At 60.0% G+C, this 23,867-nt stretch carries 20 protein-coding genes and 1 riboswitch; of the genes, 14 read left to right on the top strand and 6 right to left on the bottom strand.

The features are described 5' to 3' along the window. Positions 1 to 56: 56 nt before the first annotated feature. From AC6BYQ_RS00515 to AC6BYQ_RS00505, 3 genes are all read right to left on the bottom strand, one after another. Entirely contained in the window at positions 57 to 464 is a 408-nt protein-coding gene (locus AC6BYQ_RS00515; protein WP_019455349.1) for a DUF2000 domain-containing protein, read from the bottom strand. Positions 465 to 517: 53 nt separating this feature from the next. After that, positions 518 to 1,366 carry an AraC family ligand binding domain-containing protein gene (locus AC6BYQ_RS00510; RefSeq protein ID WP_498056078.1) on the bottom strand — a complete coding sequence of 283 codons (849 nt, stop codon included), beginning with the start codon at positions 1,364 to 1,366 and terminating at the stop codon, positions 518 to 520. A gap of 71 nt (positions 1,367 to 1,437) precedes the next feature. Continuing rightward, positions 1,438 to 3,318, bottom strand: a complete 1,881-nt coding sequence (locus tag AC6BYQ_RS00505; protein WP_019455347.1) for a PAS domain S-box protein — start codon at positions 3,316 to 3,318, stop codon at positions 1,438 to 1,440. Between the two features lie 181 nt (positions 3,319 to 3,499). Beyond that, positions 3,500 to 3,574: riboswitch (Fluoride riboswitch) on the top strand. 40 nt (positions 3,575 to 3,614) lie between these two features. Here AC6BYQ_RS00505 and AC6BYQ_RS00500 point away from each other — a divergent pair. From AC6BYQ_RS00500 to eno, 3 genes are read left to right on the top strand one after another with little or no spacing between them, the layout of a single operon-like run. Then, positions 3,615 to 4,580, top strand: coding sequence for a DHHA2 domain-containing protein (locus tag AC6BYQ_RS00500; protein ID WP_498056077.1), 966 nt, complete (start codon positions 3,615 to 3,617; stop codon positions 4,578 to 4,580). Positions 4,581 to 4,583: 3 nt separating this feature from the next. Then, positions 4,584 to 5,012 (top strand): adenine nucleotide alpha hydrolase family protein, encoded by a 429-nt coding sequence (locus tag AC6BYQ_RS00495; protein WP_063919460.1) that lies wholly within the window; start codon positions 4,584 to 4,586, stop codon positions 5,010 to 5,012. A 17-nt stretch (positions 5,013 to 5,029) separates the two neighbouring features. Continuing rightward, the gene (gene eno / locus AC6BYQ_RS00490) at positions 5,030 to 6,313 is read left to right on the top strand and encodes a phosphopyruvate hydratase (RefSeq protein ID WP_063919459.1); all 1,284 of its coding nucleotides are present in this window, start codon (positions 5,030 to 5,032) and stop codon (positions 6,311 to 6,313) included. Here the strand turns inward: eno and AC6BYQ_RS00485 are convergent. Beyond that, on the bottom strand, positions 6,310 to 6,717 hold the full coding sequence (locus AC6BYQ_RS00485; protein ID WP_074054250.1) for a MerR family transcriptional regulator: 408 nt from the start codon (positions 6,715 to 6,717) through the stop codon (positions 6,310 to 6,312). The genes eno and AC6BYQ_RS00485 overlap by 4 nt on opposite strands. A gap of 71 nt (positions 6,718 to 6,788) precedes the next feature. Between AC6BYQ_RS00485 and AC6BYQ_RS00480 the strand changes: the two genes are divergently transcribed. From AC6BYQ_RS00480 to AC6BYQ_RS00465, 4 genes are all read left to right on the top strand, one after another. Next, complete coding sequence (locus tag AC6BYQ_RS00480; RefSeq protein WP_498056076.1) at positions 6,789 to 8,009, top strand: NADH:flavin oxidoreductase/NADH oxidase family protein; 1,221 nt, start codon at positions 6,789 to 6,791, stop codon at positions 8,007 to 8,009. A 505-nt stretch (positions 8,010 to 8,514) separates the two neighbouring features. Next, positions 8,515 to 9,897, top strand: coding sequence for a diaminobutyrate--2-oxoglutarate transaminase (locus AC6BYQ_RS00475; protein WP_071532855.1), 1,383 nt, complete (start codon positions 8,515 to 8,517; stop codon positions 9,895 to 9,897). Positions 9,898 to 9,915: 18 nt separating this feature from the next. Beyond that, positions 9,916 to 11,385 (top strand): pyridoxal phosphate-dependent decarboxylase family protein, encoded by a 1,470-nt coding sequence (locus tag AC6BYQ_RS00470; RefSeq protein WP_063919621.1) that lies wholly within the window; start codon positions 9,916 to 9,918, stop codon positions 11,383 to 11,385. A gap of 146 nt (positions 11,386 to 11,531) precedes the next feature. Continuing rightward, entirely contained in the window at positions 11,532 to 12,443 is a 912-nt protein-coding gene (locus AC6BYQ_RS00465; RefSeq protein ID WP_498056075.1) for a LysR family transcriptional regulator, read from the top strand. A 27-nt stretch (positions 12,444 to 12,470) separates the two neighbouring features. Here AC6BYQ_RS00465 and AC6BYQ_RS00460 read toward each other — a convergent pair whose 3' ends face one another. Further along, positions 12,471 to 12,938 carry an SLATT domain-containing protein gene (locus AC6BYQ_RS00460; protein WP_139285523.1) on the bottom strand — a complete coding sequence of 156 codons (468 nt, stop codon included), beginning with the start codon at positions 12,936 to 12,938 and terminating at the stop codon, positions 12,471 to 12,473. A gap of 263 nt (positions 12,939 to 13,201) precedes the next feature. Between AC6BYQ_RS00460 and AC6BYQ_RS00455 the strand changes: the two genes are divergently transcribed. The 7 genes from AC6BYQ_RS00455 to pqqF all read left to right on the top strand — a co-directional run bounded on the left by AC6BYQ_RS00455 (position 13,202) and on the right by pqqF (position 19,906). Beyond that, entirely contained in the window at positions 13,202 to 14,251 is a 1,050-nt protein-coding gene (locus tag AC6BYQ_RS00455; RefSeq protein ID WP_440529178.1) for a membrane dipeptidase, read from the top strand. 117 nt (positions 14,252 to 14,368) lie between these two features. Next, positions 14,369 to 14,446, top strand: coding sequence for a pyrroloquinoline quinone precursor peptide PqqA (gene pqqA / locus AC6BYQ_RS00450; protein ID WP_004937827.1), 78 nt, complete (start codon positions 14,369 to 14,371; stop codon positions 14,444 to 14,446). A gap of 58 nt (positions 14,447 to 14,504) precedes the next feature. Further along, the gene (gene pqqB, locus AC6BYQ_RS00445) at positions 14,505 to 15,416 is read left to right on the top strand and encodes a pyrroloquinoline quinone biosynthesis protein PqqB (RefSeq protein WP_019455336.1); all 912 of its coding nucleotides are present in this window, start codon (positions 14,505 to 14,507) and stop codon (positions 15,414 to 15,416) included. A gap of 9 nt (positions 15,417 to 15,425) precedes the next feature. Then, the gene (pqqC, locus tag AC6BYQ_RS00440; protein ID WP_498056074.1) at positions 15,426 to 16,181 is read left to right on the top strand and encodes a pyrroloquinoline-quinone synthase PqqC; all 756 of its coding nucleotides are present in this window, start codon (positions 15,426 to 15,428) and stop codon (positions 16,179 to 16,181) included. Beyond that, positions 16,181 to 16,459 (top strand): pyrroloquinoline quinone biosynthesis peptide chaperone PqqD, encoded by a 279-nt coding sequence (gene pqqD, locus AC6BYQ_RS00435; RefSeq protein WP_019455334.1) that lies wholly within the window; start codon positions 16,181 to 16,183, stop codon positions 16,457 to 16,459. The genes pqqC and pqqD overlap by 1 nt, the downstream gene beginning before the upstream one ends. Continuing rightward, on the top strand, positions 16,452 to 17,588 hold the full coding sequence (gene pqqE, locus AC6BYQ_RS00430; RefSeq protein ID WP_498056073.1) for a pyrroloquinoline quinone biosynthesis protein PqqE: 1,137 nt from the start codon (positions 16,452 to 16,454) through the stop codon (positions 17,586 to 17,588). Before pqqD ends, pqqE begins: the two co-directional genes overlap by 8 nt. Positions 17,589 to 17,590: 2 nt before the next feature. After that, complete coding sequence (gene pqqF / locus AC6BYQ_RS00425) at positions 17,591 to 19,906, top strand: pyrroloquinoline quinone biosynthesis protein PqqF (protein ID WP_498056072.1); 2,316 nt, start codon at positions 17,591 to 17,593, stop codon at positions 19,904 to 19,906. A gap of 149 nt (positions 19,907 to 20,055) precedes the next feature. Here the strand turns inward: pqqF and AC6BYQ_RS00420 are convergent, their stop codons facing one another. Continuing rightward, on the bottom strand, positions 20,056 to 23,091 hold the full coding sequence (locus AC6BYQ_RS00420; RefSeq protein ID WP_498056071.1) for an autotransporter domain-containing protein: 3,036 nt from the start codon (positions 23,089 to 23,091) through the stop codon (positions 20,056 to 20,058). Positions 23,092 to 23,867 lie beyond the last annotated feature (776 nt).

Below are 23,867 nucleotides of genomic sequence, written 5' to 3'. Positions count from 1 at the left end.
GGCGCTCAATAATTTTATTTATATTAGCGTGCCGAGAATGCCGCCATAGTGGCATTTCACCCGTGAAGCGCTAACCCTTTGATCGCTTTGTCCACTGCTTTTTTTGGCCCGCGTAGCGCCAACCCAACCAAATCCAGATTATCCGCGTCCTCAGCGAGAAAAACCTGTCGGTTGGCTTCATCGTGTCCGGTCGAAAACATGGCGTGCACATAGGGGATCAGCGTCAATTCCCGCTCCAGCCCTTTGCGATGCACATTTTGCAAACCCGGCAGATCTGCGGCAAAAATCAGCATCGGCTGCCCAGAAATGCCACCGTAGCGTCTGCCTTGCGCATCCACGTAGCACTCGCCGATGATTTCCGGAGCGGCGGCGGCGATGCCCGTCGCCAGAAAGGCCACCACATTCAACCGCTGCCAGGTCTGCAGATCGTCACGCACGATAAACGCTATCTTGGTATCAAACATATTTCGCTCTACTCCGTTGTGCTCTTAAAAGCACATCATCGAAGATCGGCGAGTCAGCGGTATAGAACGTTTGTGCACTGGCGCTGATAAGCCGCCGGCGATAAACGATAGGCACGCTGGAACCAGCGGCCCAAATGGCTCTGATCGGCAAATCCCACCTGCATGGCGACCTGTGCCGGTTCTTCCCCCTGCGCCAGCAACAACCGCGCGGCTCGCAGCCTCAACCGAACCAAATAAGCATGCGGCGACTGGCCGAAAGCCCGAGTAAATTGACGAGTCAGACGGAAACGGTCCAGACCACACTGAAGCGCCAGGTCATCCAGACTGGGATTATCCGCCATATGCGCATGCAGATAGTCCCGTAGACGATTCATCTCAATCAACGCGTCATCGCATTGGGGACTCGACATGACGCGAATATGCCGCGCCAAAAGCGTCAGTAGATGGTCCAGGCTCTGATCGCGCGCCAGCCGCCCTTCACCATGATGAAGGGCAAAAAAGGCCTGCTGAATCGCGGACGCCAAAATCGGATCCTCCGTCAGCGTGCTGTGGAACGCGCCTTCCAATACCGAGGCGTCGCCCAATCCGCGGCGGTTCATCGCCGCGGATACCCAATGCTGGGGCAAATAGAGCATCGCATAGGTAAACCCTTCGGCCTGCGGCGCATGACCATCGTGCACCGCACCCGGCTCGATCAGTATGGCGCGCCCCGGCCGGCTGGTATGCAGCGAGCGGTGGCAATTGAAACGCTGCAAGCCCTGCTGCGTAACGCCCACCAGCATTTCATCATGATCGTGAGGATCGTAGGCATGCCCCTGAAAGTGGGCGTTAACGCTCTCAATGCCGGTCTCGTCATCACGCCGCAGTTCCAACCAGTCTTCATGTTGATGATTTGACGCCATGCAATAAATCCGGAGTACTGGCCACAGGAAAAGAACAAACAGCTTACCTCGAGACGGTCATCATTTCACGTTCACAACTCGCAGATGGCGTAAGTACCCTTTCCGGCCAATTTCGCCTGATACATCGCGCCGTCGGCACGGGCCAACAGCATCTCCTCCGTCACGTCATTGTGCGAGGAAATCGCCGCACCCAGGCTGGCGGACAGGCTCACCGTCTGCGGCCCGATCTGCGAAATATCGGCCAGGCGTGCCAACACGTTTTCGCAAAACTCGCTGACCTCGCGCCGCGGATCCGCCAACGGCCACAGGATCACTGTGAACTCGTCGCCGGCCAGGCGCGAAACGCTATGGCGTTCGCCGGCGCAGGCGCTGAGCAACCTGGCGAACGTCTTCAGGATCAGATCGCCGAAGTCATGGCCATGGCTGTCATTGAGGGCTTTAAAACCATCGAGATCGATGAATATCAGCGCCATCTGCCGCTGTTCGCAACAGGCCTGCAATGTGCCGGACAACCGACGCAGGAAGGCGCGGCGATTGGTCAACCCGGTCAGCATGTCGTGTGTGGCATCGTACTCCAGCCGTTGCTGCAGGCGTTTCAACTCGGTAATGTCCATGGAAAGAATGTAAAACCCCTGAGCGTCACACGGCACCAGCGTGGTGTGGATCATCAACAGGCCCCGTTGGGTCTGGAGCTCATTTTCGAAGCTCACCATTTCCCCCGCCAACGCTCTGTCTATCATCGGTTTCGCTATCTGATAAACGTTCTCCCCCATAAAATCGCGCACCGTCATCCCCCTGAGGCGGCTCTCTTCCAGGCCAAACCAGGTTTTATAGGCGCTGTTGGCAAACAGGTAGCGTTCATTAGCGTCGATTTGGCTGATTAAGGCCGGCATGTTGTCAGTGATAGCGCGCAGGCGCTCCTTCTCCGTGCTGAGCTGGTATTCGGCAAGCACCCGAGTCTCAATCTCCTCGTTGAGCTTCTTGACCACGACGTTAAGCTCGCGCGTGCGAATTTCAACGCGTTGTTCCAGCTCGTGCTGTAGCGCAAACAGATCGGCCTCTGCCGCCTTGCGCTCGCTGATATCGACGATAACCGAGATGAAATGATCCGGTTTACCGTTCGGCAGCCGGTTTAACGCCACCGTCAGCTGCACCCATACGATCGAACCATCGGCGCGAAAATAGCGTTTCTCTAGTGAATAGGTACTGATCTCGTTTCTCAGCAGCTGCTGCAGTTTTTCCAGGTCGGTATTGAGATCGAGCGGATAGGTAATGTCCTGAAAGGTGCGATCCATCAGTTCGCGCTCGGAATAGTGCAGCATTTCACAGATGCGCGGATTGACCCGCAGCCAGTATCCCTGCAGCGAGACCAGCGCCATCCCCACCGCCGCCTGGGCAAAGGTCTGTTCGAACAAGGCTTCCGAGCGCTGCAGGTTGGACTTCAGGTTTTCGGTATAGACGTGGCGTTCAATGCTCTGCAGGTACTCCTCGACCACGGCAGCGAAATCGTGCAGGTCGGCCACCTGTTCCTGGGAAAACGGCTGCGGCTGGCTGTCGATAATGCACAGGGTACCGAGCGGCAAACCGTCGAGCGACAACAGCGGCTGCCCAACGTAAAAGCCGATTCGCGGCCCGCCGATCACCAGCGGGTTATCGAAAAATCGCGGATCGTTGGCGGTGTCGGGCACCACCAGCGCTTCACGTTGCAAGATGGCATGGCCGCAAAACGAGATATTGCGCGGCGTTTCCCGGGCATCCAGACCGTAGCGCGATAGAAACCATTGGCGATCCCGGTCGATCAGTGACACCAGCGCAATGGTGACGCCGAAATATTTCGCCGCCAGCCGTGTAATACGATCCAGTTTTTCCACCGAGTTCGAATCCAGCACGTTCAGCGAATTCAATACCGACAGGCGTTCGGCTTCGTTTTCGGGGAAGCAGGGTTCGAGCATGTTGTCTCCCATTGTGTCTCAGACAGTTCCGGCGCATCCGGCCGGCGTGAGTCAGTTCAGCGTATCCGCCGGTTAAGCGGTAAATATCCTTGTCCATCATGGACTCACTCAGTATCAATCCGATTGCGCATTCTCGCCAGCTTTGCCGGGCGTTGCGTTTGCCGCCGCGCTGCGCTACAGTCATTCGCAAGGTGATGGTGTTCCACCTTTCCCAACCGCCGGTTCGCTCGAACCGGATGATGACGCCTGATATACAACTTCGCTTTATTTTTTAGGCAGGTATGTCAGGAGTCGCTATGGATCAAATGTCATGTTTTACCCGTCTTCCCTCCCAGCCCGATGCCGTCGAGCGCGAGAGGCCCCTGTACGTTTTCGGCCATAAAAATCCCGACAGCGACAGCATCTGCAGCGCGCTGGTGGTCGCCGACTGGCTCAATCATCTCGGCAAGCCGGCCGTGGCTTTCCGCCTCGGCGAGCTGACGCCGGAAACTCGCTACATCCTGGCCGCCGCCGGCGTGCAAGCCCCCCCGCTGCTGCAAGACGATCTCCGCGATCGTCAAGTCTGGCTGGTCGATTTTACCGACGCCGAGCAAGGCCCGGCCTCATTGCCGCACAGCGACGTGGTCGGCGTTATCGATCATCACCGGCTGGGCACGTTGATCACCCGCAACCCGCCCGATGTCTGGATCCGCGTCGTCGGCTGCTGCGCCACCGTCATTCTGCAAATCCTGACGGTGGAAAGGCCGATGCCGCTTTCCGCCGCCCAGGCCACGCTGCTGCTGGGCGCCATCCTGAGCGATACCGTCGCGCTCAGCGCCCCGACCACCACCGAGCTGGATCGGTTGGCCGCCGAACGGTTAAGCGCAATTGCTCACGTCGACTATGACGCCTTCACCGCCGGCCTGATCGCCGCCAAGACCGACCTTTCGGGGCAATCCGCGCCGCAGTTGCTGCACCGTGACGCCAAGCATTACCGCATCCAGAGCGTCTCGCTGCTGCTGTCGCAGATCGAAGTGCGGGCAATGAGCGACATCGAGCCGCTGCTGCCCGCGCTGCAACAGGCGCTTGAACACGCGAAGCAGGAGGCCGGGCTGGAGATGGCCGCGCTGCTGGTTACCGACATCACGCTTGGCCGCTCCACCCTTTACTTTTCGTCGAACCGGGTGCTCGACGCCCGTCAGGTATCGCTGCCCGGCATGACGAGCCGGAAAAAAGAGGTTTTACCGTGGTTAACCCGCCAGATTGCTAACGCAGGGAGATAAGTCATGCCACTCTACCAACACGCTTTACTGCTGGTGCAGGACGAACGCGACGGCCGGCTGTTGTTGCGCCATGCCGAACGCCTTAATCAACAGATGAATACGCGCATTACCGTGGCGCACATCAGCGCCGACTACGCCGAACTGGATTACCTGAGCGATTCGCTGACCAAAGATCGTCAGTCCAGCGAGGTGATCGCCGCCAAAGCCATGCTCAGCCGCCTGGTGGAGGACAGCGCAGTCCCGCTGGAGGTGCGATCGATCGTCAGCATCCATCGCTTCAAAGACGTCGAGGCTCTGATTGCACGTGAAGGCGTCGATCTGCTGCTGCTCGGCCACCAGAACCGTCCGTTTGGCGTCTATGCCTCCTTCGGCTTCGAGTTCATTAATCACTTGTCCATCGACGTGCTGATAAAACACGTTCCCACTCCCTAGAAGCGAGGTGACTCCCCATGAGCTATGAGATTGAAAGCGTAACCGCCAGAGAGATCCTGGATTCGCGCGGCAACCCGACCGTCGAAGTCGAAATGAGCGCGGCAGGCGCCGTGGCACGGGCCTCGGTGCCTTCCGGGGCCAGCACCGGTTCGCGCGAAGCTGTGGAACATCGCGACGGCGATCCGCGCCGTTTCGGCGGCAAAGGCGTGCTGGAAGCGGTGCAAAGCGTCAAAACGGCGATCAATGAGGCGCTACGCGGGGTGGATGTGCGCCAACAACAGGAGATAGACCGCCGGCTGATCGCGCTGGACGGCAGCGAGAACAAAAGCCGCCTGGGCGCTAACGCCCTGCTCGGCGTTTCTCTGGCCGCCGCCCGCCTGGCGGCGCAGTTGTCGCAGCTGCCGCTGTATCGTTATCTAGGCGGCATCGGCGCCAACCTGCTGCCGGTACCCTGCATGAATATCATCAACGGCGGCGTGCATGCCCGCTGGCAAGGGGCGGATTTTCAGGAGTTTATGATTGCCCCCTTGGGCGCGCCGTCGCTGCGCGAGGCCGTGCGCTGGGGCAGCGAAGTCTATCAGACACTGCGCCAAATTCTATTGGACAAAGGCCTGTCGGTCGGCGTCGGTGACGAAGGCGGTTTCGCGCCGGCGGTCGCCTCTAACCGGCAACCGTTGGAGCTGATCGTGCAGGCGATAGAAAAAGCCGGTTACCGGCCGGGAGAAGATATCGCCATTTGCATGGATCCGGCCTCGAGTGAATTCTACGCCAACGGCAAATACCGTCTGCGCAGCGAGAACCTTGAGCTGGACGCCGCCCAAATGACGGCCTATTACCAACGGCTGGTGCAGGACTTCCCCATCGTGCTGATTGAAGACGGCTTGGCCGAGGACGATTGGGCCGGCTGGCGTCTGCTCAGCGACGCCCTGGGCGATCAGGTGGAGCTGGTCGGCGACGATCTGTTCGTCACCAACGTCAAATACATCCAGCGCGGGATTGATGAACGCCTGGCCAACGCGGCGCTGATCAAGCTGAACCAGATTGGCACACTGAGCGAAACCTTCGCCGCCGTGCAGCTTTGCCAGGCGAACGGCTGGGGCACCTTTATCTCGCACCGCAGCGGCGAAACCGTCGACAGCTTTATCGCCGATATGACGGTCGCGATGCGAGCCGGCCATCTGAAAACCGGCGCGCCGAGCCGCGGCGAACGCATCGAGAAATACAATCAGCTGATGCGCATCGAAGATCAGCTTGGTGCCGCCGCCGAGTATGCCGGCCGATCGGCCTTCAAACGGCGTTAAGATTTGCAGGCCGGCAACGCGCCGGCCCGCTTTTCATCTTTTGCGCGGCACAGCCCGGCCACGCCGGACTGCAGCAAAGTCAGCCGGGTCGCCAGCAACGCTTCTCGCTGCTCATTCAGCGTCGCCATCATCCGTTCGATTTCCGCCAAACGGGCATCGACGCCCTGTATCAGCCCCTCCTCATAAGCGCTGCCCTGCAGCGCCAATACTCCGCGAATCGCCTGCAGCGAAAACCCCAGATTCTGGCCGATTTGGATCAGGTGCAGCCGCTCCAGCGCGCTTTCGCTATACACCCGGTAGCCGTTGACGCCACGCACCGCTTTCGGCAACAGCCCCTGCTGCTCGTAGTAACGTATCGCCGAGGTGGCCATCCCGACGCGCTCCGCCAATTCTCCGATCTTCATGCCCTATTGACCTTAAAGTTAACTTTAAACCTAGTATAACGCCATTCCCCTGCGACAGGAGCGCAAACCCGATGTTTACCCCACTGACTTTGCCCAACGGCAGCCGCTTGACCAACCGTCTGGCCAAGGCGGCAATGGAAGAGAATCTGGCCGACCGGAACCAACTGCCCGGCCCCGCGCTGTGGCGTTTATATCGCTATTGGGCCGAGGGCGGCGCCGGTTTGATCATCACCGGCAACGTGATGATCGACGGCCGCGCCATGACCGGCCCCGGCGGCGTGGTGCTGGAACAGGATACGCCGCTTGCGCCGTTCGAAACCTGGGCCAAGGCCGCGCGCCAGGGCGGCGCGCAGGTGTGGATGCAGCTCAACCACCCGGGGCGTCAGGTGATGGCGAACATGGGCGGCAACGCGTGGGCACCCTCCGCTATCCCGCTGGCGATGGGCAAGCACAGCAAACTGTTCGCCCAGCCGCAGGCCATGAATGAAGCGCAGATCGCCGAGGTCATCGCGCGCTTCGCCGCCAGCGCACACGCCGCCGAACAGGCCGGCTTTACCGGCGTTGAGATCCACGCGGCGCACGGCTACCTGATTTCTCAATTTCTGTCGCCGCTGACCAACCAGCGCAGCGACCGCTGGGGCGGCGAACTGGCGAACCGCGCCCGCCTGTTGCTGGAGGTGGTGCGCGCGGTGCGCACGCGGGTTTCACCGGGCTTTTGCGTAGCGGTCAAACTGAACTCCGCCGATTTTCAGCGCGGCGGGTTTTCCGCAGACGATGCCCGGCAGGTCGTGTTGATGTTGAACGATCTGCCGGTCGATTTGATCGAACTGTCCGGCGGCAGCTATGAAAGCCCGGCGATGCAAGGCGAAACGGCGGACGGCCGCACCCTGGCGCGCGAAGCCTATTTTCTGACCTTCGCCCGCGATCTCGCCGCCGTGGCCCGCATGCCGGTGATGACCACCGGTGGCATCGCTCGCCCGGCGGTGGCGCAACAGGTGCTGGACAGCGGCGTCGCGGTGGCCGGCATCGCCACCGCCATGGCGGAAATGCCCGATCTGCCGCGGCGCTGGCAAACCGGCGCCGCCCCTCATGCGTTGCCCGCGCCGGTTACCTGGCGAAATAAAACGATGGCGGCGCTCGCCCGCATGGCGTTGGTCAAACGCCGCATGCGGGCGCTGAGTGACAATCGGCCACGCAGCGTGCGCTACTCCCCGCTGTTCACGCTGCTCGTCGATCGGTGGCGCACCCGCCGTATCCTGCAGCGCTACCACGCCTGGTTACGGCAACGTTAACAACAACGGCGCCGGCCAATTGGCCGGCGCTGCGTAAAAATCGCGCTTTTTTGATCGCGCTACGTGAAATCTGAGAGAAATCACCGATCTGGATGCTGCGCTTTTAACGGTTGGTCATTTATATTCATCACAATTTCTGTGTATATAAACGCTATAGGACTTAAGGTGGTGAATAGATAAAAATAAGCCGCTATTTTCTATTTATGTTATTAGCCGGAAATTTACCTTAATTATAAATGCATTAAAGAAACCGTCAGGTTGGCGGCGGAACGGGTTTTCACGCCATGTTAACAATATGTTGTTTTTTGTCGGCAAAACCAACGGTCAATAAATCAACAACATATTGATGAGCCTAAGAAAAAACTAAACAATTCAAAACAAAATCGGCTATTGAGTCCCAGGCGAAAAAGCCATATATTGGTCGCGCTTTTCACAAGGCAGTTACTTTTCTAATTCATTAATTCAATCGTAGCGTGTTGAGACCTTCGGTTGTAGGAGAGATATGATGACGGATAAAGTCCGTATTGATACTTTAGTTGCAAACTCATTAAACGGAAACAATGAAACCTATTTGGCGCGCCAAGCCGAATTTGAGTCGAATGTTAGGAGTTATCCGCGCAAATTGCCGTTGGCAATTGCGAAAGCCCAGGGCGTTTGGATCACTGATGTTGAGAATAATCAATATCTTGATTGCCTGGCCGGGGCGGGAACGTTGGCTCTTGGACATAATCACCCCGACGTCCTGCAAAGCATCCAAAATGTCATTACCAGCGGCTTGCCGTTACATACTCTCGATCTCACGACCCCGTTAAAAGATCGTTTCTCCGATTACCTGCTTTCTCTGTTGCCGGGCGAAGGCAAAGAGTATTGCCTGCAGTTCTGCGGCCCGTCCGGCGCCGATGCGGTTGAAGCCGCGCTGAAGCTGGCGAAAAAGCACACCGGCCGCTCCGGCGTGATCAGCTTCTCCGGCGGCTATCACGGCATGACCCACGGCGCGCTGTCGGTCACCGGCAACCTGTCGCCGAAAGCGGCGATCAACGGCATGATGCCGGAAGTGCAATTCATGCCTTATCCGCATGAATACCGTTGCCCGCTGGGCATCGGCGGCGAAGCCGGCGTCAAGGCGCTGACCTACTACTTCGACAACCTGATCAACGACGTGGAAAGCGGCGTGCGTAAGCCGGCGGCGGTGATCCTGGAAGCCGTTCAGGGCGAAGGCGGCGTTAACCCGGCGCCGGCCGAGTGGCTGCAACGCATCCGCAAAGTGACGCGTGAACACGGCATTCTGCTGATCATCGACGAAGTTCAGGCCGGTTTCGCCCGTACGGGCAAGCTGTTCGCCTTCGAACACGCAGGCATCGAGCCGGACATCATCGTGATGTCGAAAGCGGTCGGCGGCGGCTTGCCGCTCGCGGTGCTGGGCATCAAGAAAGAGTTCGATGCCTGGGAACCGGGTCACCACACCGGCACCTTCCGCGGCAACCAGCTGGCGATGGCCACCGGCCTGACCACCCTGCAATACCTGAAAGAGCACAAGGTCGCCGACAAAGTGGCCGCTCAGGGCGAATGGCTGAAAGGCAAACTGGCGGATCTGCAGAAACGTTATCCGGTGATCGGTCACGTCCGCGGTCTGGGCCTGATGATCGGCATCGAGATCGTCAAGCCGAACGAAGCGCAGGATCACATGGGCTGCTACCCGGCAGATGGCGAGCTGTCTGCGCTGCTGCAGAAAAAATGCTTCGAATCCGGTTTGATCCTGGAGCGCGGTGGGCGTAACGGCTGCGTACTGCGTCTGCTGCCTTCACTGCTGATCACCAATGATGAGCTGGGTATTTTCCTGGATAAATTTGAGCAGGCGCTGTTGGCCGCCGGCGTCAAGCCAGTCTGATTGGAGCGAATGACCGCGATGTCCAAGTTAAACCCGATTCTGGCTTCCTCGGCACACAGCGCCGAGGCTTATCGCCAGGCGATCGCGCAAAGCAGTGAAGCCGTCGTGCAGTGGCTGCAGCAACCCGAGATGTATCAGGGCAAAAGCGTTGCCGAACTGCGCGAGCGCATCAAGCTCGACTTCACCCCGCAAGGCCTGGGCAACCAGGCGGCGATCGAGCGCGCCATCGAGTACTTTTTGAAAGACAGCCTGTCGGTGCACCACCCGCAGTGCGTGGCGCACCTGCACTGCCCGAGCCTGGTGATAAGCCAGGCCGCCGAAGTGCTGATCAACGCCACCAACCAGAGCATGGACTCCTGGGATCAGAGCCCGTCGGCCACGCTGATCGAAATGAAGCTGATCGAGTGGCTGCGCGACCAGGTCGGTTACTCGTCCGGCGACGCCGGGGTGTTCACCAGCGGCGGCACGCAAAGCAACCTGATGGGGCTGATGCTGGCGCGCGACGCGTTCTTTGCGCGTCAGGGCCACTCCGTGCAGCAGGACGGCCTGGTGGGCGATCTGCGCAAGCTGAAGGTGTTCTGCTCTGAAAACGCCCACTTCTCGGTGCAGAAGAACATGGCGCTGATGGGCCTCGGCTATCAGTCGGTCACCCTGGTGAAAACCGATCGCTTCGCCCGCATGGACGTGAACGATCTGGCGGAAAAACTGGCGCTGGCTAAAGCCAACGGCGAGCAGGTGATGGCGATTGTCGCCACCGCCGGCACCACCGACGCCGGCGCGATCGACCCGCTGCGTGAAATCGCGCGACTGGCGGCGGAGCAGCAGATCTGGGTACACGTGGATGCGGCCTGGGGCGGCGCGCTGCTGCTCTCCGAGCAGTATCGCCACTACCTGGACGGCCTGGAGCTGGTGGATTCCATCACCCTGGACTTCCACAAGCAGTTCTTCCAGACCATCAGCTGCGGCGCCTTCCTGCTGAAAGACGCGCGCCATTATGAGCTGATGCGTTACCAGGCGGCTTACCTGAACTCCGAGTTCGACGAGGCGCAAGGTGTGCCGAACCTGGTTTCCAAATCGCTGCAAACCACCCGCCGCTTCGATGCGTTGAAGCTGTGGATGGGGCTGGAAGCGCTGGGGCAGAAGCAATACGCCGAGATCATCGATCATGGCGTCACGCTGGCACAACAGGTGGCGCGTTACATCGCCGATCAGGAGTCGCTGGAACTGGTGATGCAGCCGCAGCTGGCCAGCGTGCTGTTCCGCTACCGCCCTGCGCAGCTGGCGGCGAAGGGCGACGCGGCCGTCGCGTTGTTCAACCAGCGCATCGGTGACGCCCTGCTGGAATCGGGCCGCGCCAACGTCGGCGTGACCGAGTCCGATGGCGTGACTTGCCTGAAGATGACGTTGCTGAACCCGATCGTCACGCTGGAAGACATCAAGCTGTTGCTGGCGCTGGTCGAGAAAACCGCACAGCAGCTGCCGGCGTAACCCTCCGCCACTGCGCATTAAAAGCCGATAACTGCCCAGGTTATCGGCTTTTTTATCGCCCATCAGATAGCAAGTGACGCAGCGCTTACGCTGATATACTGCATCAAACGCCTTCTCCCATGTTCTGCACGACAGGATACGCACGCATGACCGACCCTGACTTTAACCTGCTGATCGCCCTCGATGCGCTGCTGACGACGGGCAGCGTGGCAGGCGCGGCACGCCGCCTCGGTTTAAGCGCCTCGGCGATGAGCCGCACCCTCAGCCGACTGCGCACGACCACCGGCGATCCCTTGCTGGTGCGCGCCGGCCGCCATATGGTGCTGACGCCCTATGCCGAGACGCTGCGCGAGCGGGCGCGAAACGCGACATTCGAGGCCCGTGCGGTGCTGCGGCCGGCGCCAGGCGAGCTGAACCCCGCCATGCTCGATCGCACCTTCACGCTGCGCGCCAACGATGGTTTCGTCGAGGCCTTCGGCCCGGCGCTGATCGCCGCCGCCGCCGAACAGGCGCCGCGGGTGCGACTGCGCTTTGCGCCTAAGCCGGAGAAGAGCGACCGCCCCCTGCGCGAAGGCCGGATCGATCTGGAGATTGGCGTGCTGGGCGAGATGGGCCCGGAAATCCGCCTGCAGGCGCTGTTTCGCGATCGCTTTGTCGGCGTGATGAGAACATCACACCCGCTGGCGCAACAGCTGGAGATCGGCGCCGCCGACTACGCCGCCTGTGGCCACGTGGTGGCCTCGCGCAGCGGGCGCATCCTCGGGCCGGTAGACGCCGCGTTGGCGGAGCTGGGGCTGGCGCGCCATATCGCCGCCGTGGTGCCGAGCTTTCCGGCCGCGCTGGCGGTGGCGCAGGCCTCGAACCTGCTGGCGCTGCTGCCCGCTTCCTTTTTGCAGGCCCAACCGGCCGACGGCCCGCTGCGCATGTTCGAACTGCCGGTAAAAACGCCGCCTATCACCGTCTCGCAAATGTGGCACCCGCGCCTGGAGGCCGAGGCGGATCACCGCTGGCTGCGGCAGCTGGTGTTGGCCGTCTGCCGCCAGAGAACAGATCAATAAAATGCATGCCGAACAATAAGACCTTAATCAGTTTCGCACTAATGCTGACTTAGGTGTCAGTGGTGAGTTCTCAGATATATACTCCCACTCAATACGCAATACTTTCAATTTTGAAATCATGTCATCATCTTGCAGCCCTGATTTTTTTGAACGGAGGTTCTCGAGCTGCCGTCTTAATTTCCCATAACAGCTCGCGGCCGAACGATGCAACTCGGCTTTCTCAGCAAAGCGGCCGAACGACACGATGCCCGACAATGCCGCTGACAGCACGCTGATGAAAAATAGCGTGAGTTTTAACCCACCTTCGGCCTGCAGAAAAAAACATGACGTCACAATCGTTGAGCTAAAAATCAATAAATAGCCTGTATAATCAGCTCTCCGATACAACCTTTCCGAACACACATAGTGCCCCGTTTGAGCATTGCATAATCTTGTGTACCAATCCGCCATCAAAGCATCCATGTCCTTATATTTCTCAATCCCAGAATCGCTCACAATTCACTCCAAATAAGCTGCGGTAGATAAAATAACAATAAGAAATTATTCCAATAAAAATGGAATGCGTGCAAAGATTTCCGCTTATAATAAGCGCTTTAGGCTAAAATTTATTTTGCCAAAAGTAAAATTGACGTCAAGCGCCCACCTCCATTATCTGTTATTTTATAAGTGTTTTACTTAATTGAATAATGTGAAAACTTGCCAGGTATTGCGCAATAATACAACATAGCGTTCATGATGCCTGATTCAGTGAAATGCCCATGACGCTTCCCCCTCTCTGGCCGGTGTTCGACGGCCATAACGATCTGCTGCTCAACCTGTGGTTGCAGCACGACGACGATCCGGTCGCCGCCTTTTATTCCCGCGTCACGCCGGGCCACCTCGATTTTTCCCGCATGCGGCGCGGCGGATTCTGCGGCGGGCTGTTCGCGGTGTTTATTCCCCCGGTCAGCTATATCGCCCAGATACGCAACCAAACGCTGGACGCGGCGCAGGCCGCCTTCGATCCGCTGGCGATCGCCGAACGGCAGATAGCTATCATGTATCAGCTGGAACAGGCCTCTCAGGGGCGGCTGCGCATCTGCCGCACCGCCACCGAAATAGAACAGTGCCGTTTCAACCGGCAAATCGCTGTGGTGCTGCATATCGAAGGCGCGGGAATGATCGATGCGGAGCTGACGCAGCTGGAAGCCTTCTACCGGCTGGGCGTGCGCAGCATCGGGCCGTTCTGGAATCTGCCGAACGCCTTCGGTACCGGCGTCAGCGGGCCGTTCCCCGGATCACCCGATACCGGCCCCGGCCTGACGCCGGCCGGCGAGGCGCTGATCCGTGCCTGCAACCGCCGCCGCATCATGATCGACGTCTCACACATGAATGAGAAAACCTTCTGGCAAACCGCCGCGTTGAGCCGCGCCCCGCTGGTCGCCACCCACTCCAACGCCCATGCCCTCTGCCCGCAGCCGCGCAACCTGACCGACGCGCAGCTGGACGCCATCGCTCACAGCGGCGGGATGGTCGGCGTCAATTTCGGCACCGCCTTTCTACGGGCGGACGGAAAGCGTGACAGTGCAACGACTGACTTCACAGAAATTGTTAAACACGTTGAGTATTTGATCGCTAAACTTGGTGAAGATCGCGTGGGATTTGGTTCTGATTTTGACGGGGTCAACGTACCGCAACCGTTGGAGGACGTCGGCGGCCTGCCGCGCCTGACGCAAGCGCTGGCGCAGGCCGGGTTCGATAACCGGCTGCTGGAAAAGCTGACCTGGCGCAACTGGCTGAGCGTACTCTCCGCCACCTGGGGTGAATAACCCGGTTACGCTTTAAAGGTTGCGATCAACGTCACATTTCGTCAACATTGGACCAGCCTAATGCGAATCTTTCTCATTGGCTTCGAACTATCACGATGCATGCAAAGGAGCACCGCTATGACTACCTGGACTAAACCTGAGTTTGTTGACCTGCGTCTGGGGCTGGAAGTGACACTGTACATTTCCAACCGTTAATCGCCCGTCTGCCCGCCTTTCGCGCGGGCATTTCTTTCCCTTTTCTTCTGGTTTAGACATGCAGATAAAAGTTCTCGGCTCGGCGGCGGGCGGCGGCTTTCCCCAGTGGAATTGCAACTGCGACAACTGCCGCGGCGTTCGTGACCACAGCATCACCGCCACGCGCCGCACGCAGTCCTCCATCGCCGTCAGCGATGACGGTAAAAACTGGGTGCTGTGCAACGTTTCCCCGGACATTTGCCATCAACTGCTGGCTTCGCCCGAATTGAACAATCCCGACGTGCTGCGCGGCACCGGTATCGGCGCGATCGTGCTGACCGACAGCCAGATCGATCACAGCGCGGGCTTGCTCAATTTGCGTGAGGGGTGCCCGCACCACGTCTGGTGCACGCCTGAAGTGCATGACGATCTCAGCACCGGCTTCCCGGTGTTTCCCATGCTCTCCCACTGGAACGGCGGGTTGATTCACCACCCGGTAACGCCCGGTGAACCGTTCCACACGGCGGTCTGCCCGAACGTACGCTTTACCGCCATTCCATTGCTCAGCAACGCACCGCCCTATTCGCCGTACCGCGATCGCCCGCTGCCGGGCCACAATGTGGCGTTGTTCATCGAAGATATCGCGCGCGGGGTCGGCCTGCTGTATGCGCCGGGCCTCGGTGAACCGGACGAAGCACTGATGCCCTGGCTGCGCCGCGCCGACTGCCTGCTGATCGACGGCACGCTGTGGCGCGACAATGAGCTGGCCAACGCCGGCGTGGGGCGCAACACCGGCAAGGATATGGGGCACCTGGCGCTAGCGGAAGAGCACGGGCTGGCGGCCCTGCTCAGCGCCTTGCCCGCCAAACGCAAGATCCTGATCCACATTAACAATACCAACCCGATCCTCAATGAAGACTCGGCAGAGCGGCAAAGTCTGACCGCCGCCGGCATCGAAGTGAGCTGGGACGGCATGAACATCGAACTGTAGGGAATCGCCATGACGCAACCACTCCCACTGACTCCGCAGGAATTTGAAGCGGCGCTGCGCGCCAAAGGCGCTTATTACCACATTCACCACCCGTACCACATCGCGATGCACAACGGCGAAGCGACCCGCGAGCAGATCCAGGGCTGGGTGGCCAACCGCTTCTACTACCAGACCAGCATTCCGATCAAGGATGCGGCGATCATGGCCAACTGTCCGCAGCCGGAAATCCGCCGTAAATGGGTGCAGCGCATCCTGGATCACGACGGCTACGGCGGCAGCGAAGGCGGCATCGAAGCCTGGCTGCGTCTGGGCGAGGCCGTCGGGTTGCAGCGCGACGCCCTGCTTTCTGAACAGCTGGTGCTGCCGGGCGTGCGCTTTGCGGTGGATGCCTACGTCAATTTTGCGCGCCGCGCCTGCTGGCAAGAAGCGGCCTGCAGCTCGCTGACCGAACTGTTCGCACCGCAGATCCACCAGTCGCGCCTCGACAGCTGGCCGCAACACTACCCGTGGATCGACGCCGCCGGTTACGACTATTTCCGCAGCCGCCTCGGCCAGGCCAACCGCGATGTGGAACACGGTCTGGCGCTGGCGCTGGACTATTGCGACACCGTCGAAAAGCAGCAGCGCATGTTGGAAATCCTGCAGTTCAAGCTGGATATTTTGTGGAGCATGCTCGACGCCATGAGCATGGCCTATACCCTGAACCGCCCGCCTTACCACAGCGTGACCGCCGCGCGGGTATGGCACAACCAGAGGCTGGTGTAATGACGCCGAATCCTGAACATACCCCGGTCTTCCGCCGCGGCTACCGCCTGCAATGGGAGCAGGTGCAAAATAGCCACGTGATCCTCTATCCGGAGGGCATGGCCAAACTGAACGACAGCGCCGCCGCCATTTTACAGCTGGTCGACGGCCACACCACGCTGAACGGCATCATCGCGCAGCTGAACGCCCGCTTCCCCGGCGCCGAGGGGTTGGCGGATGACGTGCTGGAGTTTTTCCAGCGCGCCTACGAACAAAAATGGGTGACCTTCCGTGACTGAGCCACGCGCGCCGACGGTCAATCCGCCGCTCTGGCTGCTGGCGGAGCTCACCTATCGCTGCCCGCTGCAGTGTCCCTACTGCTCCAACCCGCTCGATTTTGCCGCACAGGAAAAAGAGCTGACGACCGAACAATGGATCGCGGTGTTTCGCCAGGCGCGGGCGATGGGCAGCGTACAACTCGGTTTCTCCGGCGGCGAGCCGCTGGTGCGTAAAGACCTGCCTGAACTGATCGCCGCCGCGCGCGATCTCGGCTTCTACACCAACCTGATCACCTCCGGCATCGGTCTGACCGAGAAGAAACTGCAAACCTTCGCCGACGCCGGTCTGGACCATATCCAGATCAGTTTTCAGGCCAGCGACAAAACGCTGAACGCCGCGCTGGCGGGCTCCGCCAAGGCGTTCCAGCAAAAGCTGGCAATGGCTAGGGCGGTCAAGGCGCTCGGCTACCCGATGGTGCTCAACTTCGTGTTGCATCGCCATAACATCGGCCAGATCGATCGCATTATCGAACTGGCGATCCAGCTGGATGCCGACGACGTCGAGCTGGCGACCTGCCAGTTCTACGGCTGGGCGCATCTGAATCGCGAGGGCCTGTTGCCGACCCGCGAGCAGATCGCCGACGCGGAAGCGGTGGTGAAACGCTATCGCGAACGCATGGCCGCCGACGGCAAGCTGGCTAATCTGCTGTTCGTCACGCCGGATTATTACGAGGAGCGTCCCAAAGGTTGCATGGGCGGCTGGGGGGCAATCTTCATGAGCGTGACGCCGGAGGGCATAGCGTTACCCTGTCACAGCGCCCGTCAGCTGCCGATCGCATTCCCGTCGGTGCTGGAGCACGATCTGCAGCATATCTGGTATCACTCGTTCGGCTTTAACCGCTATCGCGGCTATGACTGGATGCCGGAGCCCTGCCGCTCCTGTTCGGAGAAAGAGAAAGACTACGGCGGTTGCCGCTGCCAGGCGTTCATGCTGACCGGCAACGCTGACAACGCCGATCCGGTGTGCGGCAAATCGCCGCACCACGGCACCATCCTGGCGGCGCGGGAAGCGGCGAATCGCTCGCAGGTCGGTATCGATCAGCTGCGTTTTCGTAATCAGACCAACTCCCGTTTGATCTTCAAGGGCTGACCATGACACTCGCCGCCTCGTGGCAGCTCGCCAACGGTTTGGCCGTCAGGGCGATAAGCACCCCTGACGCCGAGGCCGCCGCCGCGCTGGTGCGCATCGAGGCGGGCAGCTTTCAGGCGCCTGCCGCCTGGCCGGGCCTGGCGCATCTGCTGGAGCATATGCTGTTTCGCGGCAGCGTGAACTTCAGCGCGCAGGATGGCCTGATGGGCTGGGCGCCGTCGGTCGGCGGCCGGTTAAACGCCACGACCCAGGCCACGCAAACCGCGTTCTTCTTTGAGGTGGGCGCCGACCATCTGGCTGAAGGGTGGGCACGGCTGAGCGATATGCTGGCCGCCCCGCGGTTGACGGCGGAGGCGATCGCTCAGGAGATCGAGGTTATCGATGCCGAATACCGCTTACTGCGCGCCGATGTTGAAACCCGCTGCGAAGCGGCGCAGCGGCAGATGTTCAGTGGTCTTGACGCGTTGCAGCGCTTTCACATCGGCAGCCGCGCCGCTTTCGGCAGCGATATTTCCGCACTGCAGCAGGCACTGCGCCAGTTTCACCGTCAGTACTACCGAGCACCAAACATGACGCTGTGGTTGCAAGGCCCGCAATCGCTGGAACAGCTGCATGCGCTGGCGCAGCGCTGCGCCAGCCGTTTGCCGCCGGACGCCGCCGCCCCGCGCCAACCATCGCCGCCGTTGACCGCCGTGGCGGATTACACCCTGCATCTCCCCGGCGCGCCGCAGCTGAGGCTGGTCTTTTCCCTGCCGGCCCCCCGCTCACGCGGCTGGCTGCGGCGACTGGAGCGTCTGCTGCAGGATGAAGCCCCTGGCGGGTTGTTGGCCCGGCTGCGCGCTCACGCATGGTGCGACGCCGCGCGGCTGGATTATTCCCGCTGCGGCGAAAACAGCGCCCTGCTGAGTTTTATCTTCACCGTCAATCAGGGGACAGCCGTTGAAGCCGCCCGCATCGAAAGCGCCCTGTTGGCGTGGCTGCAGGCGCTGCGCTCGCTGACGCCGGCGCAGCTCGAACATTTCGGGCAGCTGGCAAATCGCGACTTTCAGCGTTTGGCGCCGCTCGAACAACTGCGCGCCAGAGCGTTTGGGCTGCCGCCGACTGAGCCGAACGACGATTGGCCACGGCATATTTCGGCGCTGATGAGCGCGCCGCGTCGCCGGCTAGCCGTGTGGCCCGATAATGGCGGCGAAACGCGCGAAATTCAGGGGCTGCCGCTGGCGCTCACCCCTTTCGCCTGCGCCGCCCTGACGCCCGCAACGGAACCTTTCCGCTTTTTCTCCTCCTCCGCGGCGTTGCCGATCCCGAACTTGCCAGCCGGCCAGGCGCCACTGCGGCATCTGCACCCCGAGACGGCGCAACCGGTGTTGCTGCTGCGCCCCTCGCCGTCCAGCGCATTCAGCGAGCAGCAAGCCTATGGTTTACAGGCGGCGCTACGCACCGGGGCGGCGGAGCTCGCGCATCGGGAGGGGCATTTAAGCTTCACGCGCCATCAGGGCCTGTGGTTGCTGCAATTGGCGGGCAGCGAGGCGCTGATCGGTCACGGCCTGAACGTCGTGAACCGCGCGCTGGCGGCCTTGCCGCCGGCCATCCTCGATGAAGCAGAAAGAAACCTGCGCCTCGCCCAGTCGGAACAACAAAACGCCGTCGCCATTCGCCGCCTGCTGGCCCAATTGCCGGCGGCGTTGTGCACGCCGGCAGCGGCGACGCCGCAATGGCATGCCGCCTTAATCGGCGGCGATGGCGAGTTGCGGCGGCGGCTGTCGCATTTGCTGTACGACTTTCCCTATTCCGTGACCGCCGAGCCGCAGAGGCCGCTCCCTCCGCTTCATCGCCCCGTCACGCTGACGGAAAGCGGCGCCGAACACGCCTTGCTGCGGTTTTACCCGCTGCAAAGCGATGCAGCCGAAGGCCGCTGGGCGCTGCGCGTGTTGGCCCAGCTTTACGCGCCGCGCTATTTTCAGCGGCTGCGCGTGGAGCGCAACATCGGTTACGTGGTGCAATGCGCCTTTCACCGCAGCGCCGATGTCGAAGGCCTGCTGTTTGCGCTGCAATCCCCGACATTCACCGTTGAACAGCTGCAGCAGTTAACCGACGAATTCTTGCTGCAGATGCGTCATGAGCTGGCGCAGCTTGGCGCTGATGAACTGGAACAGGCACAGCAGGCGCTGCGGCAAACTGTGCAATGCCTCAGCGCCGAGCCGTTGCAGCGCGCCCGGGAAATCGCCCTGGAACATCGCGAGGCGGTCGCCGCCGCTACGTCCCTCACGCCGGCGCAATTGCGCGATTGGCAGCAGCGTTTGCTTTCCTCTGATTGATTTACCCAGCGGCGAACACCGGCCGGGGGGAATATGTCGCGCAGAAAGCATCGCCTCATGCCAAAGAAGGTTTCAACGCCGCCTGGACGCAAAAAAAAGCCCCCATCGTCACGATGAGGGCTGAATAAAACGAAGCATGTTAACAGCGATCAGAAGCGCCAGGTCAGACCGGCGTTGACGCTGTTGTCCTGGTGGTTGGACGACAGCTGCCCGCCGTAGCCAAGGGACAGGACGGCGTTTTTGTTAACCGCTACATCCACGCCCGCTTTCAGGACCGCACCATCGCGAGACACAGGCACGCTGTTCACGTCGAACGCCGCATCAGTGCGTTTGAACATCAGCTGCGTTTTACGCTCCAGCTTGCCGTACTGGTGCTGCCAGCCCAGCTCGCCGCGCAGAGCGATCGCCACGCTGTCGGCTTGCCACTGGGTGTCGGCGCGCAGACCCAGCGTCGAAGCGGTAGCGGACTGACTTTGTTTGTCGCCGCGCAGCGCTGCCGCCCCGCCTTGCTCGGTGATCCCCTCATTACGGTAATGGGTGTACGCCAGGTTGGCGAACGGCTCAAGGTTGACCGCATCGCTCGTCCAATCGTAACCGCTTTCGATGAACAGCTGACCGGTGCGCGCGTTATACTTGGCCTTCTCGCGATCTGACTGCGCGCCATAGTTCACCGAGCGCGAGGTGTCGATGCGATGCCAGGTATAAGTCCCCCCCGCCCGCAGCGCCACTGCGCCGAAGCGTTTGTCGCCGTACAGCCCCAGATGATAGTTGTCGCTGTGTGCGTCTGACTGATAACCGCCATCCAGCGAGGTGCGGGTATACCCGGTCATCACCCCTAACCGACCATCGTCGAACAGTTCGCTGTCCAGCCCCAGCAGCACGCCGTAAGTGGACGTCTGGTAACCGGTGGCGTTGTCGTTGCCGGAAGCATGCCCCCAGCTGCCCAGCAGTTTCGCCCAGGCGCCGTTGTCATCCGCTTTAATATCGGTAGCGACGCGGCGGCCTTCCGCCTGGCGCAAGCGCTCGGTGGCGGTATCGCGCAGGTAACGGCTTTCGTTGATCTGGGCGGAAGCCATATCCGCGTGGATCTGGCCAGACAGCTGACGGGTCGCCTGCTGCAGATCTCGGGCTGAGGTGAAGCCGAGGAAGCTTTCATAGACCGGATGGCCGGCCACGATGCTCGCCTCTTCGCTCACGGCTTGCGCCTCGCCGCCATCGCTTTGCAGCAGGTTGGCCGCTTCAGCCGCAGAGATCGTCACGCCGCGCTGGGCCGTTGCCGTGACCGGTTCCGTCGCGTTGAGCGTCTCCACCGCACGAGCTACCGCTTTCTCGTTCTCGGTGCTGGCCAGGCTGTCAAAACGGGCGGCGGTGCGCGTGATGCCAAGGCCGACGTCATTGCCCTGATAATCCAGCGCGACATTCACGAACGGGTACGACGGGTTGGCGTTTTCGAATCGACCGGTCACGCCGTCCGTCGTGGTCAGGATGGTGTATTTGTTGCCCAGCAGACTCTGCGCCTCATTCTGCGACAGCAGGTTTTGGCTGCGCTCCAGGCTGACGTTCACACTGCCGCCGTTGAGGAAAGCGCGTCGCGCGGCGATCTTATCGCTGCGGCCTTTGTCCGCCACTTCCACGTTATACTGCGAACCGCGATCGAAGACGGCGTCATTCACCACGTGCAGCGTGCCGATGCCGTTGCCCGGTGCGACGCTGCCGCCGCTGCCAGCCCGGAAGGCATTCACGCTGCCGCTGCCGGCCAGCGTGCCGCCGTTTTCGATATAGACGTTGGATACCACCGAGCCGTTGATTGCCAGCGCGCCCTGTTTCACCCAGGTATCACCGCGATAGGTATTGTTCCCCGCCAGTTCCAGCGTACCGGCGCCGATTTTGGTCAACCCGCCGTGGCCGGCGATGTCATTACTCCACGAATCGAAATCGCACTCGCGCGACGTGCAGCGGCGCTCAACCGTGGTGCCGGATTCAACGGTATTGCCGAGGCCGGGAATATTTACCACGAATTGTTTTTCGCTATAGGAGCCCGGCACATAATATTCCTGCGGAATATCCTCCTTGGTGATAAACATTTTCGGCCCGTTGATCGCATCGCGTAAATTGACGCGCCCCCAGCCGAACAAATTATCAATACCGGGCACGCCTAAATCGGTGGCGGTGGTTTTGATTACGGCGGATATTTGATCGGCGCTCATATAAGGGAAGCGTTGCATCAATACGGCGGCGACACCGCTGACATGCGGCGCGGCCATTGAGGTGCCGGATTTGAAGCCGTAATTTTGATTAACCGACAGCTCGCCTTTATTGTAAGCATCACGATTAACGGCGCCGCCGGTATTAGACTCCAACCGGCCGACCGTGCTGTATATATCGGAGCCTGGCGCGGAAACGCAGTAGCTCGCCGTTTGACCGCAGCTGGTCGAAGAGACGCTTAAGTTGTTTTCGTCGCTCAGGTTGGTCACGATCAGGTAATTGTTCAACACGTCCGGGAAGGCATAAGGCAGTGACTTTTGTGCTTCGGGAATGTTGTAATTGTTGTAATTGCCTGCCGAGAAGACGATCAGCTTACCGTGCCTGGCCGCACGCAGCAGCGCCGACATGGAGCTATGCGCGCCGGTCGGCACCGGCTGTTGGCTGCCCCATTCCACGCTGGACTTGCTGCGCATCATTTCGCCGATCACATCGCCTTTGACGAACGCCACATAGTCCGGTCTGCCGTTAGGTAACCAGATGATGTCACCCTTGGCGTCTCGCCGAATGTCCGGCGCAATCCCCCAGCTGTTGCTGATGATGCGCGCCGCGCTCTGAATCAGCTCTTCACGGCCGTTGCGATTACCGTAATCATTCAATTTGGTGCCGATAATATCCGCGTCGAAAGCGACGCCGTGCATACCAGCGCCATCTCTTTTAGCCGCAGCAATACCGGCTACGTGCGTGCCGTGATCGCCGAAAGACATATTATCTAGTTTATCGTATGAGAAATTATAACTGCCGTTATCCAGACGCGTCAGTTTACCGGCGAATTCAGAATGGGAAAGAATGGCATTATCGATAATACCGATAGTGACGCCTTTACCGGTATAGCCTCTGGCATAGGCATATTCGGCGGAAATCGCCGCAAGCCCCCATTGACGATTAAACTCGGCGGTTTTCCAACTGTCAGGCACGCCCAACCGGCCGGGATCCTGATAAGCGGCAAGAGAAGAATGAATGGATAAGCCATAACAACCCAGAAAAACGCAATACGCTAACTTCAATCTTTTATTAAGTATCATTTTACGCTCCATGTTTATTTATACCCAGAAGAAAACTTACGTTTTAACCGCCCTGCGACCTCCCTCGATCGTGAAACGACAGATAACGCATGCAGGCCCGACGCGGGCCGCATGAACAGACATGCTGAGTGATGCAAATGGCGCTGGCAGACAAAGGAATGTCGCCGCGCCGGGCGCCTATGGCGCAGACGTCTAAAGAGGAGGCGAATGTACGCTTGCCGGCGCCGTTGCGCCGGAATGGCCCGGCCATCGGGACCGGGCCTGGGGATCAGGCTGTGGGTGCATTTCGTTTTATCATCCAGTTTCTCTAATGATTTTCATTCGCGAGGCTATCTTATACGTAAGCAAAGTGTCAACAGATGAAACAAAACATTTCTTGATTTGTATCATGACTTTTCTGCTAAACCCCGACCAACGGCGCTGCGACCACCGCTGGAGAGTGCATAAAATGGCGGTTATTGCCGCCATAAGTGAGATTTTCGTCAGTGAAGACGCATAGAGCCGGCAGAACAGCCGGTGGGAGAGCATAAAAACGCCTGAACATTTCATCAAATAGAAACATCAAGATTGATTAATTTTTATGGCAATATCCGATCGTGGTCGGATCACTTATTTTTCGTCGCAATATAAGGACCGCTTATAAATAACAGGAATATTCCTAATGCGTTCGCGCG

This window comes from Serratia sp. LTN-2 (assembly GCF_059740205.1).
The sequence above is the reverse complement of the archived record's forward strand: the minus strand, read 5'-3'. Positions and strand labels throughout refer to the sequence as shown.

Coding starts and splice junctions, on each gene's coding strand:
- AC6BYQ_RS00515 (WP_019455349.1), bottom strand. CDS start 464: ATGTTTGATACCAAGATAGCGTTTATCGTGCGTGACGATCTGCAGACC.
- AC6BYQ_RS00510 (WP_498056078.1), bottom strand. CDS start 1,366: ATGGCGTCAAATCATCAACATGAAGACTGGTTGGAACTGCGGCGTGAT.
- AC6BYQ_RS00505 (WP_019455347.1), bottom strand. CDS start 3,318: ATGCTCGAACCCTGCTTCCCCGAAAACGAAGCCGAACGCCTGTCGGTA.
- AC6BYQ_RS00500 (WP_498056077.1), top strand. CDS start 3,615: ATGGATCAAATGTCATGTTTTACCCGTCTTCCCTCCCAGCCCGATGCC.
- AC6BYQ_RS00495 (WP_063919460.1), top strand. CDS start 4,584: ATGCCACTCTACCAACACGCTTTACTGCTGGTGCAGGACGAACGCGAC.
- eno (WP_063919459.1), top strand. CDS start 5,030: ATGAGCTATGAGATTGAAAGCGTAACCGCCAGAGAGATCCTGGATTCG.
- AC6BYQ_RS00485 (WP_074054250.1), bottom strand. CDS start 6,717: ATGAAGATCGGAGAATTGGCGGAGCGCGTCGGGATGGCCACCTCGGCG.
- AC6BYQ_RS00480 (WP_498056076.1), top strand. CDS start 6,789: ATGTTTACCCCACTGACTTTGCCCAACGGCAGCCGCTTGACCAACCGT.
- AC6BYQ_RS00475 (WP_071532855.1), top strand. CDS start 8,515: ATGACGGATAAAGTCCGTATTGATACTTTAGTTGCAAACTCATTAAAC.
- AC6BYQ_RS00470 (WP_063919621.1), top strand. CDS start 9,916: ATGTCCAAGTTAAACCCGATTCTGGCTTCCTCGGCACACAGCGCCGAG.
- AC6BYQ_RS00465 (WP_498056075.1), top strand. CDS start 11,532: ATGACCGACCCTGACTTTAACCTGCTGATCGCCCTCGATGCGCTGCTG.
- AC6BYQ_RS00455 (WP_440529178.1), top strand. CDS start 13,202: ATGACGCTTCCCCCTCTCTGGCCGGTGTTCGACGGCCATAACGATCTG.
- pqqA (WP_004937827.1), top strand. CDS start 14,369: ATGACTACCTGGACTAAACCTGAGTTTGTTGACCTGCGTCTGGGGCTG.
- pqqB (WP_019455336.1), top strand. CDS start 14,505: ATGCAGATAAAAGTTCTCGGCTCGGCGGCGGGCGGCGGCTTTCCCCAG.
- pqqC (WP_498056074.1), top strand. CDS start 15,426: ATGACGCAACCACTCCCACTGACTCCGCAGGAATTTGAAGCGGCGCTG.
- pqqD (WP_019455334.1), top strand. CDS start 16,181: ATGACGCCGAATCCTGAACATACCCCGGTCTTCCGCCGCGGCTACCGC.
- pqqF (WP_498056072.1), top strand. CDS start 17,591: ATGACACTCGCCGCCTCGTGGCAGCTCGCCAACGGTTTGGCCGTCAGG.